The following is a 16,919-nucleotide window of genomic DNA, read 5'->3' as shown; positions in this document are numbered from 1 at the left end:
GTCTTGCGAAAAGAAATTGTTTACACGTCAACTTCCAAATTATCAATCCGACTTCCTCGCCAAGCCAACATAACGGCCAACGATTATCACCTGGATCACCGCCTGTATCAGCCCGCCGTTTATTGCCTGCCTGTGGCTCAAGACGTACGACTATGGGTAGAACTTGGGGATGCGGGCGGGTGAGTTTCGGGGATGCCTTGAGAGTGGTCAACTATAAAACAGCCGAAATAACAGAATGCTGAAAAACTGAAACCTAAATAGCTGCGATTAGGTAGTGGCTAAATGCGAGATACTCTCTATCAATTGACTAGATTGCTCAATTATGAAATCACGTAGTTCTTTTTCTTCATTAGGAATAAAAGATAGTTGAGTTTGGATATGTTCTTGCAATTGGCGAATAACCATACTAATAAAATACTCTATAGACTTTTCAACTGTATATCCATTCATTAACTGTATCAAATTAGAGCGTGCAATTTGATCATTCACGCTATCAGGAGGGAAGGTTTTTGAATCAGATATCCGTCCAAAAACTCCAGCTGGCAAAGTGACTCTCAAGAACATCAGGACTACACGGACACTTTTAAAACAAATTTGTGCAACCGATATATCTTTATGCTGAGGAAATGGCGTATCCACGTTCCCGACAAACAAACCCATCAATAAAGTTTGAGTTTCAGGGTCAAACGAGGGAACAATCAAATCAGCAGACTCTACATTCAAGTCATAACATGCAGCCTCTAGATTATCGAATCTAATTATTGTTACTGGAAAAAAACCGCTATTCGTTTTAATTGCATTAGTCAGTGCTGAACTAGTCCAACTATCTTCATCCACAAACTCTAATGTTCGCTTGAGCATCGAATATGTTTGGCTTTGATTTGATGGATGAATCGAATATCTATGCTGGCGAATTACCTTGTTATTCGGCGGGAGTCCGACTTGAAGCCCCGAGTAAAGTCTTATATAAACATCACCTGTTTTCTTTTCGGTAAAAGACAAAATCTGTCTTTGCTTCCCTTTAACTTCGACCGCAACTTTACTTTTCATCACATTAGGCATCAATAACAGATATTTTTATGTGGCCTCGAATCTTACCCTATCGCCCAACTATTGGAATAAAAATCAATACCATCTCAAGATTAGAGCGTGGCACTAGCAGGTAGCAACTTCCGCCTGGACAATTCCAACCTCATACTCCAAGCCAATATAATGGCCGAATCTACTGATCAGCCAGCCGCTGTTTGCATACCTACGGCTTAAGACCGACGAATATGAGGTGGATTGAGTGATGAAGAAAAATAGCCACCACATATTGAGAAAATAAAGGTAAAGGCCACGGTCAACAACCCTTGTATTTGTTGATCTAACAAGCAAACCCATACATCTTGCAATTGGATAAGTCCATTGATTTAATCTGTCTTAATTGTTGTAATTGTATTCACTCGATTGTAATCATTAGTTCTTTTCTTAGCTTGTAAATTAACTTACATTTCACATTCCTACAAGATTAATTCTAGACACTGCAAATACCTTAGGCTTCGTGTCTTCTTATTAAGAACTAGTTTACGGAGTATTAACAATCATGGGCGAGGCGCGCAGAAAAGGACCATTTGAAAATCGCAAAAGAAGTGCTATCAAAAGAAACAAGGAAAAGTTACTCAGTCAAATAGGTCAAAGAACTGAGAGACTTCCTATGTTTTTTGGCCCCACTATTTTAACTACTGATGAAAATGGGTTTCCTGATATTGGTTCAAGTATTCATAACACTTCAATCAAACAAAAGGCATATTTTGATAAGCGTGACATGGAATCAGATCATATCAATCACTTTAAGAACATCGTCAGCAGTGAATTACCAGATTACGATTTTCGCATTTTAGGTCCTGAAAATAATGATCCCCCAGACTTCTGGATTGAACGAAATGGTAAGACAATTGGTATTGAACTAACTATGTTTATCTTCCAAGATCTACGACAAGAGGTGAAATTCTTTGATGACATTCAAAACAAAATTCTTGATAGATACTTAAATGGTGATATAGCTGATATTCAAGGCATTGAAGTTGAATTGTGGTTCGGAGATTATGATAAAAATCGACCTCGCAACCTAAAACCGGAAGAGTTTGAGGAGTTGATTTCTAATCTAAATAATTTGGCCTCGAAGCCTTTTGGAGAACCTGGGCCATTATTTGATGATGTTGTTAATGGTGAAATTTTGAAAGCAACACCACCACCTTACCCCATTCAAGAACAAGGCACCATTGGAAATGGTTTTATTGGCTGGCGAGTTACTAATGTAGGATATATTCCTATTAAGACGGATCTTGGAAGAATAACTGGCTTTGAAATTTCCCATTCATTGAAATCTTACAGAAAGGCCGATTATTTCAAACGACTTCAAGCAACTATTGATGCTAAAGATAAAGAAAAAAATAAGGATCACGAACTGCTGATTTCGGTTGGAATGAAGGATATGGATGGTTGGATAACATCCGCTGAATCAATGCACCTTCCTATGCTTATGGATGAGTGGAGAACAATCCAGAAAACACCTAAATTTCTCAGCAAGATTTATTTAGATTGTTGGAGAACAAGAACAGTGACAGTGCTTTATGAAAGACAACATATGTGAGAATAAAGTCGAATTGCTGAAAAACTGACTTCCGCGTCCCCGTTCGGCATTGAGAAAAGAAAAACGGCTCACATTTCTGCGAGCCGTCTTTTGTATTTTGGTAGGGTGTGCGGGGATCGAACCCACGACAAACGGATTAAAAGTCCGCTGCTCTACCAGCTGAGCTAACACCCCATCTGTTTCTTGTCTGCCGCTTGTTTTGCGTCAAATTTGAAAGAACGCGATTATGGGGGATGAATTAAATTTGGTCAATGCTGTTTTCGCTTTTTTTGTATAAAAAGTTTATTTTTTCATTCATCCCGTTTTTTCGCTTTACATTCCGGGGAATTTACCCCCCATCATGCTGCCCATCCCGCGCATCATTTTTGCCATGCCGCCTTTGCTGAACATTTTCATCATCTTTTGAGTTTCTTCAAACTGGTTGAGCAGGCGGTTCACTTCTTGCACTTGCACGCCGCTACCGGCCGCAATGCGTTTCTTACGCGTAGCTTTGATCAACTCGGGTTTTCGGCGCTCTTCTGGCGTCATGCTATTAATAATGCCTTCAAGGCGGCGCAGCGATTTATCTACGTCGTCGGTATTGATCTTTTGTGCCATGCCGGAAATTTGCGAGGGCATTTTGTCCATGAGTGAAGCCATGCCGCCCATTTTTTGCATTTGCATCATTTGCGCTTTAAAGTCTTCGAGGTCGAACTTGGCGCCAGACTTAATCTTGTCGGCGACTTTTTGCGCTTCGGCCATGTCGACCTTTTTATGCGCTTCTTCAATCAGGCTTAATACATCGCCCATGCCGAGAATACGGCCAGCCATGCGGTCGGGATGGAAAGGCTCCAGACCATCGACTTTTTCGCTGACACCGATAAACTTGATTGGCTTGCCAGTGACGTGGCGTACGGAGAGTGCAGCACCACCGCGCGCATCACCGTCCAGCTTGGTGACAATCACACCAGTGAGTGGCAAGGTCTCGCCAAAGGCTTTGGCGGTGTTGACGGCATCCTGGCCCTGCATGGCGTCAACTACGAACAGGGTTTCAGTCGGCTTGAGGTAAGCATGCAGGTCCTTGATTTCGGCCATCATGGCTTCATCAATCGCCAAACGGCCCGCCGTATCAAAGATCACTACATCGTAGTAACTCTTTCTGGCCTGATCCATGACCTGCGCAGCAATATCGAGCGGCTTTTGCTGTGGGTTGCTGTCAAAGCAGTCTATCTCCAGCTGTTTGGCCAAGGCTTGCAACTGCGTGATCGCCGCTGGACGATAGACGTCGGCACTGGCCAGCAATACTTTTTTCTTTTGTTCTTTCAGCAGTTTGGCCAGTTTGCCGGAGGTGGTGGTTTTACCAGCCCCTTGCAAACCTGCCATTAAAATCACTACCGGTGGCACCGCTGCCAGATTGAGGCCTTCGTTGGCTTGTCCCATGAGCGCGGTCAGCTCCTGGTTGACCACCTCAATCACCGCCTGGCCCGGAGTCAGGCTTTGCAAGACATCGCGGCCATTGGCACGCTCTTTGACGCGGGTAATGAAGTCTTTCACTACCGGCAACGCTACATCAGCTTCAAGCAAGGCCATGCGTACTTCGCGCATAGCATCGGCAATATTTTCTTCGGTCAAACGTGCTTGGCCGCGCAGGTTTTTAATCACGCCCTGCAAGCGGCCGGTCAGGTTTTCCAGCATGGAATGCCTTTCTTTCACAACAAGTGAATATTCGATGACCTGAATTTTACCTCATGCCAGCCCAACCCTAAAATAAACTAATGCTAAACATCGCGCGCACCACTGTTACCGCGCTGGTCGAATGCAGCGACTTTTGCCATAATGCCAGGCATGACTCAACACCTGCTTCCTTACCTGATTGTCGCGTTTGTCTATATGGCGGTGGCGCTGGATTACTGGCGTATTGCCACACAGGGCAAACCAGTCGATGAAAAAGCCTTTCCATTTCAGCTACACAGCGCGATGGTGGCGCTGGGCCTGGCCATGCATGGCGGGCTGCTGTACCGCGACATTTTTGCCATTGGCTCGCTGAACCTTGGCGTTTACTACGCGCTCTCTGCCATTCTATGGCTGACCGTGCTGATTTACTGGCTGGCAGATTTAAAACACTCACTGCGTAGCCTGCAAGCCTTTGTGTTGCCCCCTGCCGCCCTGTTTGTGCTGATGCCCGGCTTTGCAGTAAAAGACTATTATGTGGATACGCATGGGTTCACCCTGTTTAACCTGCATATCCTGATTGCTATCGTGGCCTATAGCCTGTTTACCTTTGCCGCCTTGCATGCCTGCCTCATGCGCATGGCCGAGCGTGCCCTGCACCAGAAAAACAGCTGGCTGGCCTTGCCTGACTTTCCGCCACTGATGGTGCTGGATGCCCTGCTATTTAAAGTATTGCATGTTGGCTTTGTGCTGCTGACCATCACGCTGATTAGCGGCATGCTGTTTAGTGAAGAGATTTTTGGCAAACCCTTGCAGTTTAATCACAAAACTATTTTCTCCATTGCCTCGTGGCTGATTTATGCCTGGCTATTGTTTGGCCGCTTTAAATACGGATGGCGCGGCAAAGTGGCGACACGCTGGACACTGCTGGGCTTTGCTTTATTACTGCTGGCCTATATCGGCAGCCGCTTTGTGCTGCACGTGGTGCTGGGTCGTTAACAGCACCCGTCGAATTAGCCTGCTTTCCCTTTTCTGTCCGGCACAATCACAGACAACACATTGCGCTATGTTTATGTGATTGATAGGTGTGGCCCTTTATTCTGCTGGCACCTGTTGTTTGGATGCTCAGCATGAAGCCCTCTTTCTTATCGATTACGCCTTTATTTTTTCTAGCGTTGACGGCTCAGGCAGACGACGTACAAACCCCTGCCAGCCATAGCCCGGTACAGCTTAGTGCCTACCTTGAAAGCTACCTGATCCACGACTTTAACGACCCGGCCAATAACAGGCGGCCGGGATTCGTCTACAGCCACAATGTCACCGACAGCCCCAGCATCAACCTGGCCATGCTGAAAGCCGCACTGACGACTGAACGCGTACGCGGCAATCTGGCACTGGGCAGCGGCACCTATATGCGCGCCAACTATGCCGCCGAGCCGCATGGCTTGCGCAATATTTATGAAGCTAACCTTGGCCTTAAACTTTCCAGTGAGCACGATCTATGGCTGGATATCGGCGTCATGCCATCGCATATTGGTTTTGAGAGTGTAATCGGCATGGATAACTGGACGCTGACGCGCAGCCTGATGGCAGATAACTCGCCCTATTTTGAAACAGGCGCGAAACTGAGCTACACCACAGAAGATGGCAAGTGGCTGGTCAGTGGCCTGTTGCTCACCGGTTGGCAGCGCATACACCGCCCTGATGGCAACACGACGCCAGCCATCGGCCACCAGCTCACCTATAAGCCCAGCGATAAACTCACCATTAACAGCAGCTCATTTATCGGCAACGACAAATCAGACGCACAGCGCCAGATGCGCTATTTTCATGATTTTTATGTGCAATGGCAGCTGAATGAGCAATGGGGATTGATCACAGCATTGGATATCGGTGCCGAACAGGCTGCGCCCGGCAGTGATCGTTACAACGTCTGGGTCAGCCCGAATATGGTGTTGCGCTATACCTACTCAGACCGGCTGCAATTTGCGGCGCGGCTGGAACACTACAGGGACAAGCATGGCGTGATTATCAGCACAGGCACCAGCAACGGTTTTCAGACCACCGGCTATTCAGTGAATATGGATTACCGCCTGAACCCGCGCATGGTGTGGCGCAACGAATTACGCCAGTTCAATAGCCGCGACGCCATCTTTGATAAAAATGGCTCACGGCTGGTGGACAATAACTTGATGGCAGTGACCGCATTAACCATCAGCTTTTAGAAAAATTAACGCAGGCTGATCAATGGCCAACCGTGCTCGCCGGCATACGCAGTCAATGTCGGGTCAGCATCCACGGCGACTGGATTGGTCACCAGTTTCATCAATGGCAGGTCGTTATGTGAATCGCTATAAAAATAACTGGTTTCAAAATCTGCCAGGGTTTGGCCGCGCACCGCCAGCCAGTCATTAAGACGCGTTACCTTGCCTTGCTGGAAGCTGGGCGTGCCACTGACGCCACCAGTAAATTGGCCGTCAACCATTTCCGGGTCGGTGCCTATCAGGTTCTCAATGCCATAGGCAGTGGCAATCGGCTTGGTGACGAAGCTATTGGTGGCCGTAATCACCATGCACAAATCGCCATTGGCTTTATGCTGATTGACCAGGTCTTGCGCTTTCTGCGTCATCATTGGGCGAATTACGGTGCCCATGTACTTTGTGTGCAATTCGTCCAGAAACGCTTTGGGATGCTGCGACAGCGGTTGCAACTGGAACTTGAGGAAAGCATAAATATCCAGGTTACCGTTTTTATAGTCTTCGTAAAACTGCTCGTTGCGCGCCTTGTGTTGCTCGGCATCCAGCAGGCCTTCGCTGATCAGGAATACGCTCCAGTTATAGTCACTATCCCCCGCCAGCAGGGTATTGTCCAAATCAAATAACGCCAGGTTTTGCTTCATACAATCAGTTTCTTTAGATAATTAAACAATGATGATTAAACGATTTGTTCGTCGGGCACCGCTTCTTTGGTCGCAGTTAGCACCAGAAACACGCCGACCAGAATCACGGCCAGCGCAATATACTCCATCAGGTGAATCTGCTCATCGGCAAACCAGACGCCGACCACAAAGGCCACAATCGGATTAACAAAGGTATTGCTGCTGGCGACCATAGGCCTCACATGATGCAGCAACCAGTGATAAGCAGAAAACGCCACCATGGAGCCAAGCACGATCAGGAAAGCAATCGCTGCCCATGACCGTGGCGTGACTTGTGCCGGCCATTGCTCGCCAAATACCAGGCTAAATAGCAAGGCAATCAGGCCGCCGCACAACATCTGGCTGGCCGCGCCCATCAGGCCTTGCGGCATGGCCATATGCTTGCTCCATACCGAGCCCAGCGACCACGAAGCGGCAGCAAACATCAACAGGCCAGCACTGAGCCAATCCCCTTGCAGGCTACCACGCGTATTCAGCAATAAAATACCGCCCAGGCCAATGCCAATCCCCAACCACTCGCGGCGGCTGATTTTGTGTCCCCACGCGCTAGAGAAAATCGCCATCCAGATTGGTGCAGTGGCAATGGCCAAGGCGGCAACACTGGATGAGACATGCAATTGCACATGTGACACCGTACCATTACCCAGCACCGGTAATAGCAGCCCCACCCAGGCCGCACCACGCCATTGTATGCGCGTGGGCGCCGCATGGCCAAAACCACGCAAGATGATATAAAGCAAAGACCCGGCAATCGTAAAGCGTATGCCCACCATCGCAAACGGTGGAAAGCTCTCAATCGCATACTTGATTGCGAGATAAGTAGAACCCCAGATAAAGTAGGTACAGGTCAGCGCAATGATCACCAGCAACCAATGATTTCTCTGCGTCATTGTGACTTGCCCAACCTTTCATCCACGAATATTAAATACAAAAAGAAAACGCTTGCCACCCATCAGCAGCAAGCGTTAACTCAGAGCCTGCTTACACCTGCGGGTTCAATTTTTCTGCTTTGGCATACAGCTTGTTCAAGCCGTTCAAATAGGCTTTGGCTGAAGCGACCACAATATCGGTATCCGCGCCCTGACCATTAACGATGCGGCCACCTTTGGACAAACGCACCGTCACCTCGCCCTGTGCATCCGTGCCGCTGGTGATGTTATTCACCGAATACAGCAACAGCTCAGAGTCACTTTGCGCCACATTTTCAATCGCTTTAAAGGTCGCATCTACCGGGCCACCGCCATCGGCTTCTGTGCGCTGCTCTACCCCATCGACACTCAACGTCAGGATCGCATGTGGAATCTCGCCAGTTTGCGACGCCACTTGCAGGTAAGACAATTTGAACATCTCGCGCGTATCTTGCACCACCTCGTCACTCACCAGCGCATGCAAGTCTTCATCAAAGATTTCAGACTTCTTATCCGCCAGCTCTTTAAAACGCGCAAAAGCAGCGTTCAAGGCATCTTCACTTTCCAGTTCAATGCCCAGCTCTTTCAAACGGGTACGGAAAGCATTGCGGCCAGACAATTTGCCCAGCGTGAGTTTATTGGCGCCCCAACCCACGTCTTCGGCACGCATAATTTCATACGTTTCACGGTGCTTGAGCACGCCATCCTGATGAATGCCGGACTCATGCGCAAACGCATTGGCACCGACAATGGCCTTGTTCGGCTGCACCGGGTAGCCAGTAATGGTAGACACCAGCTTGGAAGACGGCACAATTTGCGTGGTATCAATACGCGTACTCAGGTTGAAAATATCGCTGCGGGTTTTAATCGCCATGACAATTTCTTCCAGGCTGGCATTACCCGCGCGCTCACCCAGGCCATTGATGGTGCACTCGACCTGACGTGCGCCATTCATTACCGCTGATAGCGAGTTGGCCACTGCCATACCCAAGTCGTTATGGCAGTGCGTAGACCACACGACTTTGTCGGCGCCCTTAACGCGCTTGAGCAAAATGGCAAAACGCTCGCCCCACACTTCCGGGATGCTATAACCCACGGTATCCGGCACATTGATGGTTTTGGCACCAGCCTCAATCACTGCTTCAAACACACGTACCAGAAAATCGATCTCGGAACGCACGGCATCTTCGGCTGAAAACTCTACGTCTTCGGTATATTCGCGTGCCCATTTCACCGCTTGCACCGCGCGCTCGACTACCTGGTCTTCGCTCATGCGCAGCTTGTTTTCCATATGAATCTTGCTGGTGGCAATAAAGGTATGGATACGGCCCTTAGCCGCATGCTTGATGGCCTCACCAGCACGGCGCACGTCATTTTCACTGGCACGCGCCAATGAACACACCGTAGAGTTTTTGATGACTTTGGCGATTTCTGAAATCGCATCAAAATCGCCTGGACTGGCTGCAGCAAAACCGGCTTCGATCACATCTACGCCCAGCTTTTCCAACTGGCGCGCAATGCGGATTTTTTCTTCTTTGGTCATCGCCGCGCCCGGGCTTTGCTCGCCATCACGCAACGTGGTATCAAAAATAATAATGTGTTCCATGAGTTTTCCTAAACCTAACAAGCGAATTTTACTCGCTTGTCCTACAAATGACCATCATACTGCGAGGCATAACCGCCTGGCGACTCGTCCATAAAAAAACGCGCCAGAAACAGCGCGTTTTTATCAACCTAACAATCACTTAAGCAGCGTTCTTTGCTTCCAACCGTTCACGCGCCCACATGTAATATCCAGACAACGCGTACACAAACACCACGCTAAATAACACTTCTGGCGGACTGTATGAAATCAGCACAAAGGCCAGCACCACCGCCAGAATAGCGACAAACGGTACGGAGTGTCTGAGGTTAATATCTTTACCGCTATAAAACTTGAGGTCAGACACCATGGAACCAGCAGCAAATACGGTCAGGAACCAGGCGATCCACTTCACTTGCAAGGCGCCAAAGAAAATTTCACGGCCATCGATATTGTATTCATAAGACACCCAGACAAATCCGGCAATGAGCGCTGCCGCAGCTGGACTAGGCAAACCCTGAAAGTAGCGCTTGTCCTGAAACGGGTCGTCCAGCTTGGTATTAAAGCGTGCCAGACGCAAGGCAGCACAGGCACAGTAGATAAATGCGGCAATCCAGCCCAGTTTGTTCATGGGCTGCAAGGCCCACACATACATAATCAGCGCAGGCGCCACGCCAAACGACACCATATCGGCCAGGCTGTCATACTCAGCCCCAAACGCACTCTGCGTGTTCGTCATGCGCGCAACACGACCATCCAGGCCATCCATCACCATGGCAATAAAAATCGCAATCGCTGACTGCTCAAAATGCAGGTTCATCGCCTGCACAATGGCGTAAAAACCACCAAACAGTGAGGCAGACGTAAACAAGTTAGGCAGCAGGTAAATGCCACGCTGGCGCAGACTGGTGTGCTGCTCGCGACGTGACAGGCGGTTTTGTGGGTCAACCATAAAGGACTTTTTCAGAATTGCGGAATAGCAGCATTGTTGCGGGCAATCACAAAAAATGCAAGCGCATCCGGCGATTGCAGGCGCCCGCGCGGCGTCAGAAGCTGGTCACACAGCTGTGGTAAAATAGGCGTTTATTTCAGCCAGTTATTGCCCTTTCATGCAGTTTTCCTTACACAATACCGACGGTCTTGCCAGACGCGGCACCGTTAGCCTGCCACATGGCGAGGTACAAACCCCGGCATTTATGCCAGTCGGCACATACGGCACGGTTAAAGCCATGTCGCCGCAAGAACTCAACGAGATTCAGGCACACATTGTGCTCGGTAACACTTTTCACTTATGGCTACGTCCGGGCCTGGAAGTCATTGCCGCGCATGAAGGACTGCACAAGTTCATGGGCTGGGATAAGCCACTCCTGACGGACTCTGGTGGTTTTCAGGTGTGGAGCCTGGGTGACTTGCGTAAAATCAGCGAAGCAGGCGTTAAATTCAAATCCCCTATTAATGGTGATAGCTGTTTCCTCACCCCTGAAGAATCCATGCGCATCCAGCGCGTGCTCAACAGTGACATCGTCATGATTTTTGACGAATGTACACCCTACCCGGCCAGCCATGACCAGGCACGCAAATCGATGGAACTCAGCCAGCGCTGGGCGCAACGCAGCCGTGATGCTTTTAATGTCTACCAAACGCAAACCATAGCACACACCCTCACCATGCTCGGCGGCCCTGAAGAAGTGGCGCAATTACGTTCAGACAATACACCTACCAACGGCAATGCTTTGTTTGGCATTATCCAGGGCGGCATGTACGAAGACCTGCGTGATATTTCGCGGCAAGGCCTGGAAGCCATCGGTTTTGACGGCTACGCCATCGGCGGCCTGTCGGTTGGTGAACCTAAAGAAGATATGCTGCGTATCCTGGCGCACACCGCGCCGCAAATGCCCAAAGACAAACCACGCTATTTAATGGGCGTTGGTACACCGGAAGATCTGGTTGATGCTGTCAGCTACGGCATTGATATGTTTGACTGCGTGATGCCTACGCGCAACGCGCGCAATGGCTGGTTGTTCACACAATATGGCGATGTCAAAATCAAGAATGCCAGTTATAAAACAGATACGCGTCCGCTGGATGCCGACTGTGAATGCTATACCTGCCAGAACTTCAGCCGCGCTTATCTGCACCATTTATACCGCATAGGTGAGATTCTGGGCGCGCGATTAAATACCATTCATAATCTGCATTATTACCAAATGTTAATGCAAGGCATGCGGGCAGCAATTGAAGAGAATCGTTTTGAGGCTTTCAAGGCTGAGTTTGCTCGGAAGCGAGCGGAGAAGCGTTAAGCTCTTCGCGGTCCATGCCTGTGAATCCAGCCTTGATCAAATATTGAGTCAACAGCTGTTTGTGACTTTAGCGTTAGTGGATTAATTTAGTGTTTTCTTTCGCCTCTCTCGGCGAGTCACTTTCTGATGCTTGCCCCTCAGAAAGTAACCAAAGAGGAGGGCACCCAGCCATCACGGCCTGCGGCTTCCTTGCGTTGCTCAACAAAATAAGCCGGTCACGAAACTCAACCTGGCAGCTCACAAACCCCGTGAGCTGCTGCGGGATTCGGACAGTCGCTCCCTTCTTCCTTATTTTGTCTCCGCTACTCAGCGTGATGGGATGGGATTTATCTCGCCAAATTCGCATTGCATAAATGCGGACGGTTCAAAAATCAGATTCTTTTGTTAACCCTGCTAAACGATGGCGCTCGCGGGTGTTCGGGGTCCCCATCTGCCGCGCCGAGCAACGCAGGGTTGACGGGAGTCTTCGGCCATCGGCTGTCCGAGTTCCGCAACAAGCCACGTTCTGTGTGGCTTGTCAGGGCGAGTTTCGATGGACGCCCGGCAAGCCGAGTAGCACAGGAAATAAGCGGAAGCTGGGGGGTCTTGTTCTTTGCCTTCTTTCTTATGGACAAGCATAAGAAAGAATGGTCGCCGAGAGGCGAAACGGATCGCGCATCAAACAACACAAGCAACCTTTTATTAAGATGCCCTTCGCTTTAGGCAAGCAAAGAAAAGTCACTCGCCGAAAAGGCGAAAAGCAACCGTCAAACCAAAGAACAACCTTTTATTGCAATCACTCCACCTCAGCATCAACACACGATAAAAAAGCCAGCACGCAAACAGGTGCTGGCTTTTAAACGTTGACTGACATCACTAACCAAATTGCAAATCAGGCTTTTTTGCGCAGACGCAACCAAAGCGGCACCAGACCAACCGCAAACAAGGCCATTGGTTCAGGTTCAGGCACCATGGTCGCCGTACGGAAAATCACTTCACCTAAACCAGGCTGTGGACCACCATCAGTGGTCAGGATTTCCATGTGTACGTAACGGGTAGAAACGTCACCGAAAGTAAATGCCTGACCAGGGTCTGCCGCCGTGTAATTCGAACCTACCGCAGTAAAGCCACCCAGTAAACCGCTATTGCCATTGCTAAAGTCATTGTCATTATCGGCATATAAATTAAATTGCAATACCGAGCCAGTATTGGCGGTCGCCCATAACCCGATGGCATCGATATTGTACAAAGCCCCCAGGTCATAACTAAAGCTGCCAAAAGGGCCTACACTGAAACCTGAATTCAACGCGGACAGGCCATCGTGCGTCGTACCGGCGACAAAGCTGTCAAAGTCTGTCACACCTGCAATATAGCCTGCAGATAAGCCCGACTGGTTGATCTGATTCACCAGTGCATACGAGCCACCAAAATCAGATGTTGACGCACTCACTGTCGCTGGCTGCACAATCACCCCTGCTTGCGCCAATTGACAAGACATCGCCAAAGAAACTGCTGCCAAACACTTTATATAATGTTGCATACGCTCCTCCAATTTTAAAAAATAGTCGTGAACTGCTTTTATCGCCAATGACAATGGCGACCAATCATTAAAATACTTTTACAATTCACAGTCAAGCGTTATTGCGCAGTCATACAGATCGCTGATGACAGATTAACAAGGCTCTATGATAGAATCATGCGTTATTTTCAGTATGACTTAGGAATAGATATGTTTATCAGCAACGCCTACGCAGCTGGCGCCCCAGCCACCGACATCATGAGCTTTTTGCCTATGGTGGTGATTTTTGTATTGTTTTACTTTATGTTGATCCGTCCGCAGATCAAACAGGCAAAACAGCATAAATCCATGCTGGAAACCCTGAAGGCTGGTGATGAAGTGGCGACCACCGGTGGTATCGTTGGCAAAGTGACTAAAGTGAGCGAAAACTTTGTCAGCATTGAAATTGCTGCCAATACAGTGGTCAATGTGCAAAAACACACGGTGCAAACCCTGTTGCCAGCGGGCACATTGAAGTCCATTTAACCCACACAAGACGCGCTTGTCTTTCATTCTGAACTAGAGTTTGTTATGAACCGTTATCCGATATGGAAATTCGTGCTGATCGGCACAGTGTTTATCATTGGCCTGCTGTACACGATCCCCAACTTTTTTGGTGAATCGCCAGCGGTGCAAATCAGCCCGGCCAAAACCTCACTCAAAGTAGATGAGAGCCTGCTACAGAGAGTGGAAGACACGCTGAAACTGGCCAACATCCCGTTTGACGGTTTGTTTATGGATGCCAGCGGCGTGAAGGTGCGCTTTGCCAATACGGATACGCAATTGCTGGCTAAAGACAAACTGGTTGGCAACCTGGGTAAAGACTACACCGTGGCGCTGAACCTGGTACCACAAACACCAAACTGGCTGCAAAGCATAGGTGCCAAGCCGATGTATTTGGGCCTGGACTTGCGTGGTGGTGTGCACTTTCTGCTGCAAGTGGACATGAAAGCGGCGCTGGATAAAGCTGCAGAAAGTACGGTTGGCGACTTCCGCATGTCTTTGCGCAAGGAAAAAATCAATTACTACGGCATTGAGCGTCAAGGCCAGGTGGTGGTGATTAAATTTGAATCAGAAGCGGAAGCAACCAAAGCACGCAATCTGTTAGCCAAAGACTTTTCTGACCTGACCTACAAAATTGCAGGCAGCGATAAAGACTTTAGCGTCACGGCCAGCATGAGCGCGGTAGCACAAAAACGCATCCAGGAATTTGCGCTCAAGCAAAACTTGCAAACCCTGCATAACCGGATTAACGAATTGGGCGTGGCTGAGCCTATCGTGCAACAACAAGGCGTGGACCGTATTGTGGTGCAATTGCCAGGTGTTCAGGACACGGCCAAAGCCAAAGAGATTCTGGGCCGTACGGCAACGCTGGAAATCCGCATGGTGGATGAAGAAAAATCCGACATGGCAACGCTACAAAAGGCACAAGCTGGCCAGGTGCCATTTGGTGACGAATTGTTTTCTGACCGTGAAGGCCGCCCGGTACTGGTGAAAAAAAGCGTGGTGCTGACTGGTGACCGTATTACCGATGCAGGCCCTGGCGTGAACGGCCAGAATGGTTCTTCCGTGGTCAACGTGACCCTGGATGGCCGTGGTGCAGGCATCTTTAAAAACGTGACCCGTGAAAACGTCGGCAAACGCATGGCGATTCTGCTGATTGAAAAAGGCAGCACCGAAGTGGTCACCGCACCGGTGATTAACGAGGAAATTGGCGGCGGTCGCGTACAGATTTCCGGCATGGCGAATGCCCAGGAAGCCACCGATATTTCATTACTGCTGCGTGCGGGTGCACTGGCGGCACCGATGGAAATCATCGAAGAACGTACCGTTGGCCCAAGCATGGGTGAAGAAAACATCAAACGCGGCGTGCATTCTACGTTGTGGGGCTTTGCTGCGATTGCCGTGATGATGATTGTTTACTACATGGTCTTTGGTGGTGTTTCTGTCATGGCACTGGGCGTCAACCTGTTGTTGCTGGTGGCAATTCTCTCCATGCTGCAAGCGACACTGACCTTGCCAGGCCTGGCAGCGATTGCGCTGGCACTGGGCATGGCCATTGATGCCAACGTGCTGATTAACGAACGTATCCGTGAAGAGCTGCGCAACGGCAACACGCCACAAGCCAGTATCCACGCGGGTTACGACCGCGCATTCGATACCATTCTGGACTCCAACGTCACTACACTGATTGCGGGTTTGGCCTTATTTATGTTTGGTACCGGCCCAATCAAAGGCTTTGCCGTGGTACACGTGCTGGGCATTATGACTTCCATGTTTAGCGCCGTGCTGGTCTCCCGTGCACTGGTCAATTTGTTGTACGGCTACCGCCGCAAGATCGAGCATCTGCCGATTGGTTAATCGCCATCGCATCGCCGCTGACAACGCATAAAAGAGAATAGATTATGGAATTATTCAGAATTAAAAAAGATATCCCGTTCATGAGTTACGGGCGTCTGACCACCTCGATTTCGCTGATTACCTTTATATTGGCGATCTTTTTCCTGCTGCATCGCGGCCTGAATTATGGCGTCGACTTTACTGGCGGCACGGTCATGGAGGTGCACTACCCGGCCGCGGCCAATATTGAGCAGATCCGCCAGGTGATGGATGGTGTTGGCCTGAAAGATGTCACAGTACAAAACTTTGGCTCTAGCCAGGATGTACTGATCCGCCTACCGGTGAAAAAAGAGCTGTCGATTGCGCAATTGTCCGAGAAAATCTCCAGCGCATTAAAAGCGGCAGATGCAGGGGCAGAAATTCGCCGTGTTGAATCAGTAGGCTCACAAGTTGGTGAAGAGCTGTATGAAAACGGCGCACTGGCCTTGCTGCTGGTGTGTGCGGGTATCATGGGCTACTTGGCATTGCGCTTTGAATGGCGCTTTGCGGTGGCCGCGATTATCGCCAATATGCATGACGTCATTATTATCCTCGGCTTCTTTGCCTTCTTCCAATGGGAGTTCAACCTCACGGTACTGGCGGCGATTCTCGCGGTATTGGGTTACTCCGTGAATGAATCCGTGGTGGTGTTTGACCGCGTGCGTGAGAACTTCAAAAAGATGCGTAAAGCAAGCGCTGTGCAGGTCATCGACAATGCGATTACACGCACCATGTCACGCACCATCATCACCCACATGATGACGCAGACCATGGTCTGCTCCATGCTGTTCTTTGGTGGCGAAACCTTGCACAACTTCTCACTGGCACTGACCATCGGCATTTTGTTTGGTATTTACTCGTCAGTACTGGTCGCCTGCCCGATTGCTATGTGGCTGGGCGTGAGCCGCGCCAACCTGATTGGCGACACCGAGAAAAAACCGAAAGAAGATGAGGCAGCCGTTGCGCCTTAAGTGATTGCCTTTTAAGTGG

At 49.3% G+C, this 16,919-nt stretch carries 14 protein-coding genes and 1 tRNA gene; 7 read left to right on the top strand and 8 right to left on the bottom strand.

The annotated features are described in order from the left end of the window. Nucleotides 1-267: 267 nt before the first annotated feature. Nucleotides 268-1,050, bottom strand: coding sequence for a hypothetical protein (locus tag OH31_RS02410; RefSeq protein ID WP_024929472.1), 783 nt, complete (start codon nt 1,048-1,050; stop codon nt 268-270). Between the two features lie 535 nt (nt 1,051-1,585). Here OH31_RS02410 and OH31_RS02405 point away from each other — a divergent pair. Beyond that, the gene (locus tag OH31_RS02405) at nt 1,586-2,635 is read left to right on the top strand and encodes a hypothetical protein (protein WP_024929471.1); all 1,050 of its coding nucleotides are present in this window, start codon (nt 1,586-1,588) and stop codon (nt 2,633-2,635) included. 98 nt (nt 2,636-2,733) lie between these two features. Here OH31_RS02405 and OH31_RS02400 read toward each other — a convergent pair. After that, a tRNA-Lys gene (locus tag OH31_RS02400) sits at nt 2,734-2,809 on the bottom strand. Nucleotides 2,810-2,947: 138 nt separating this feature from the next. Beyond that, nucleotides 2,948-4,309, bottom strand: a complete 1,362-nt coding sequence (gene ffh, locus OH31_RS02395; protein WP_019881406.1) for a signal recognition particle protein — start codon at nt 4,307-4,309, stop codon at nt 2,948-2,950. A gap of 141 nt (nt 4,310-4,450) precedes the next feature. Between ffh and OH31_RS02390 the strand changes: the two genes are divergently transcribed. Further along, nucleotides 4,451-5,284, top strand: a complete 834-nt coding sequence (locus tag OH31_RS02390) for an inner membrane protein YpjD (RefSeq protein WP_019881405.1) — start codon at nt 4,451-4,453, stop codon at nt 5,282-5,284. 131 nt (nt 5,285-5,415) lie between these two features. Then, a complete protein-coding gene (locus OH31_RS02385; RefSeq protein WP_024929469.1) occupies nt 5,416-6,510 on the top strand; it encodes a porin in 1,095 nt (364 codons plus the stop codon). Nucleotides 6,511-6,515: 5 nt separating this feature from the next. On the opposite strand, the gene OH31_RS02380 is transcribed toward OH31_RS02385, so the two are convergent. The 4 genes from OH31_RS02380 to pssA all read right to left on the bottom strand — a co-directional run bounded on the left by OH31_RS02380 (nt 6,516) and on the right by pssA (nt 10,665). Continuing rightward, nucleotides 6,516-7,184, bottom strand: coding sequence for an HAD family phosphatase (locus OH31_RS02380; protein WP_024929468.1), 669 nt, complete (start codon nt 7,182-7,184; stop codon nt 6,516-6,518). A 35-nt stretch (nt 7,185-7,219) separates the two neighbouring features. Continuing rightward, nucleotides 7,220-8,113 carry a drug/metabolite exporter YedA gene (yedA, locus tag OH31_RS02375; RefSeq protein WP_024929467.1) on the bottom strand — a complete coding sequence of 298 codons (894 nt, stop codon included), beginning with the start codon at nt 8,111-8,113 and terminating at the stop codon, nt 7,220-7,222. Nucleotides 8,114-8,204: 91 nt separating this feature from the next. Further along, nucleotides 8,205-9,737: a 2-isopropylmalate synthase gene (locus OH31_RS02370; RefSeq protein ID WP_024929466.1), complete on the bottom strand. Its 1,533-nt coding sequence runs from the start codon at nt 9,735-9,737 to the stop codon at nt 8,205-8,207. Nucleotides 9,738-9,876: 139 nt separating this feature from the next. After that, complete coding sequence (gene pssA / locus OH31_RS02365; protein ID WP_019881400.1) at nt 9,877-10,665, bottom strand: CDP-diacylglycerol--serine O-phosphatidyltransferase; 789 nt, start codon at nt 10,663-10,665, stop codon at nt 9,877-9,879. A gap of 157 nt (nt 10,666-10,822) precedes the next feature. On the opposite strand from pssA, the gene OH31_RS02360 reads away from it, so the two are divergent. Continuing rightward, nucleotides 10,823-12,013 carry a tRNA guanosine transglycosylase gene (locus OH31_RS02360; RefSeq protein WP_024929465.1) on the top strand — a complete coding sequence of 397 codons (1,191 nt, stop codon included), beginning with the start codon at nt 10,823-10,825 and terminating at the stop codon, nt 12,011-12,013. A gap of 871 nt (nt 12,014-12,884) precedes the next feature. Here the strand turns inward: OH31_RS02360 and OH31_RS02350 are convergent. After that, nucleotides 12,885-13,490, bottom strand: coding sequence for a hypothetical protein (locus OH31_RS02350; protein ID WP_242402174.1), 606 nt, complete (start codon nt 13,488-13,490; stop codon nt 12,885-12,887). 231 nt (nt 13,491-13,721) lie between these two features. Between OH31_RS02350 and yajC the strand changes: the two genes are divergently transcribed. The 3 genes from yajC to secF are packed head-to-tail and all read left to right on the top strand — an operon-like array spanning nt 13,722 to nt 16,900. Then, nucleotides 13,722-14,036, top strand: coding sequence for a preprotein translocase subunit YajC (gene yajC, locus OH31_RS02345; RefSeq protein ID WP_019881396.1), 315 nt, complete (start codon nt 13,722-13,724; stop codon nt 14,034-14,036). A 45-nt stretch (nt 14,037-14,081) separates the two neighbouring features. Next, a complete protein-coding gene (gene secD / locus OH31_RS02340; RefSeq protein ID WP_019881395.1) occupies nt 14,082-15,911 on the top strand; it encodes a protein translocase subunit SecD in 1,830 nt (609 codons plus the stop codon). 44 nt (nt 15,912-15,955) lie between these two features. Continuing rightward, complete coding sequence (gene secF / locus OH31_RS02335; protein WP_019881394.1) at nt 15,956-16,900, top strand: protein translocase subunit SecF; 945 nt, start codon at nt 15,956-15,958, stop codon at nt 16,898-16,900. Nucleotides 16,901-16,919 lie beyond the last annotated feature (19 nt).

The organism is Methylophilus sp. OH31 (assembly GCF_000576615.1).
Taxonomy (GTDB): Bacteria; Pseudomonadota; Gammaproteobacteria; order Burkholderiales; family Methylophilaceae; genus Methylophilus.
Note: the sequence above shows the minus strand (reverse complement) of the source record. Positions and strands in the feature narration are given on the sequence as shown.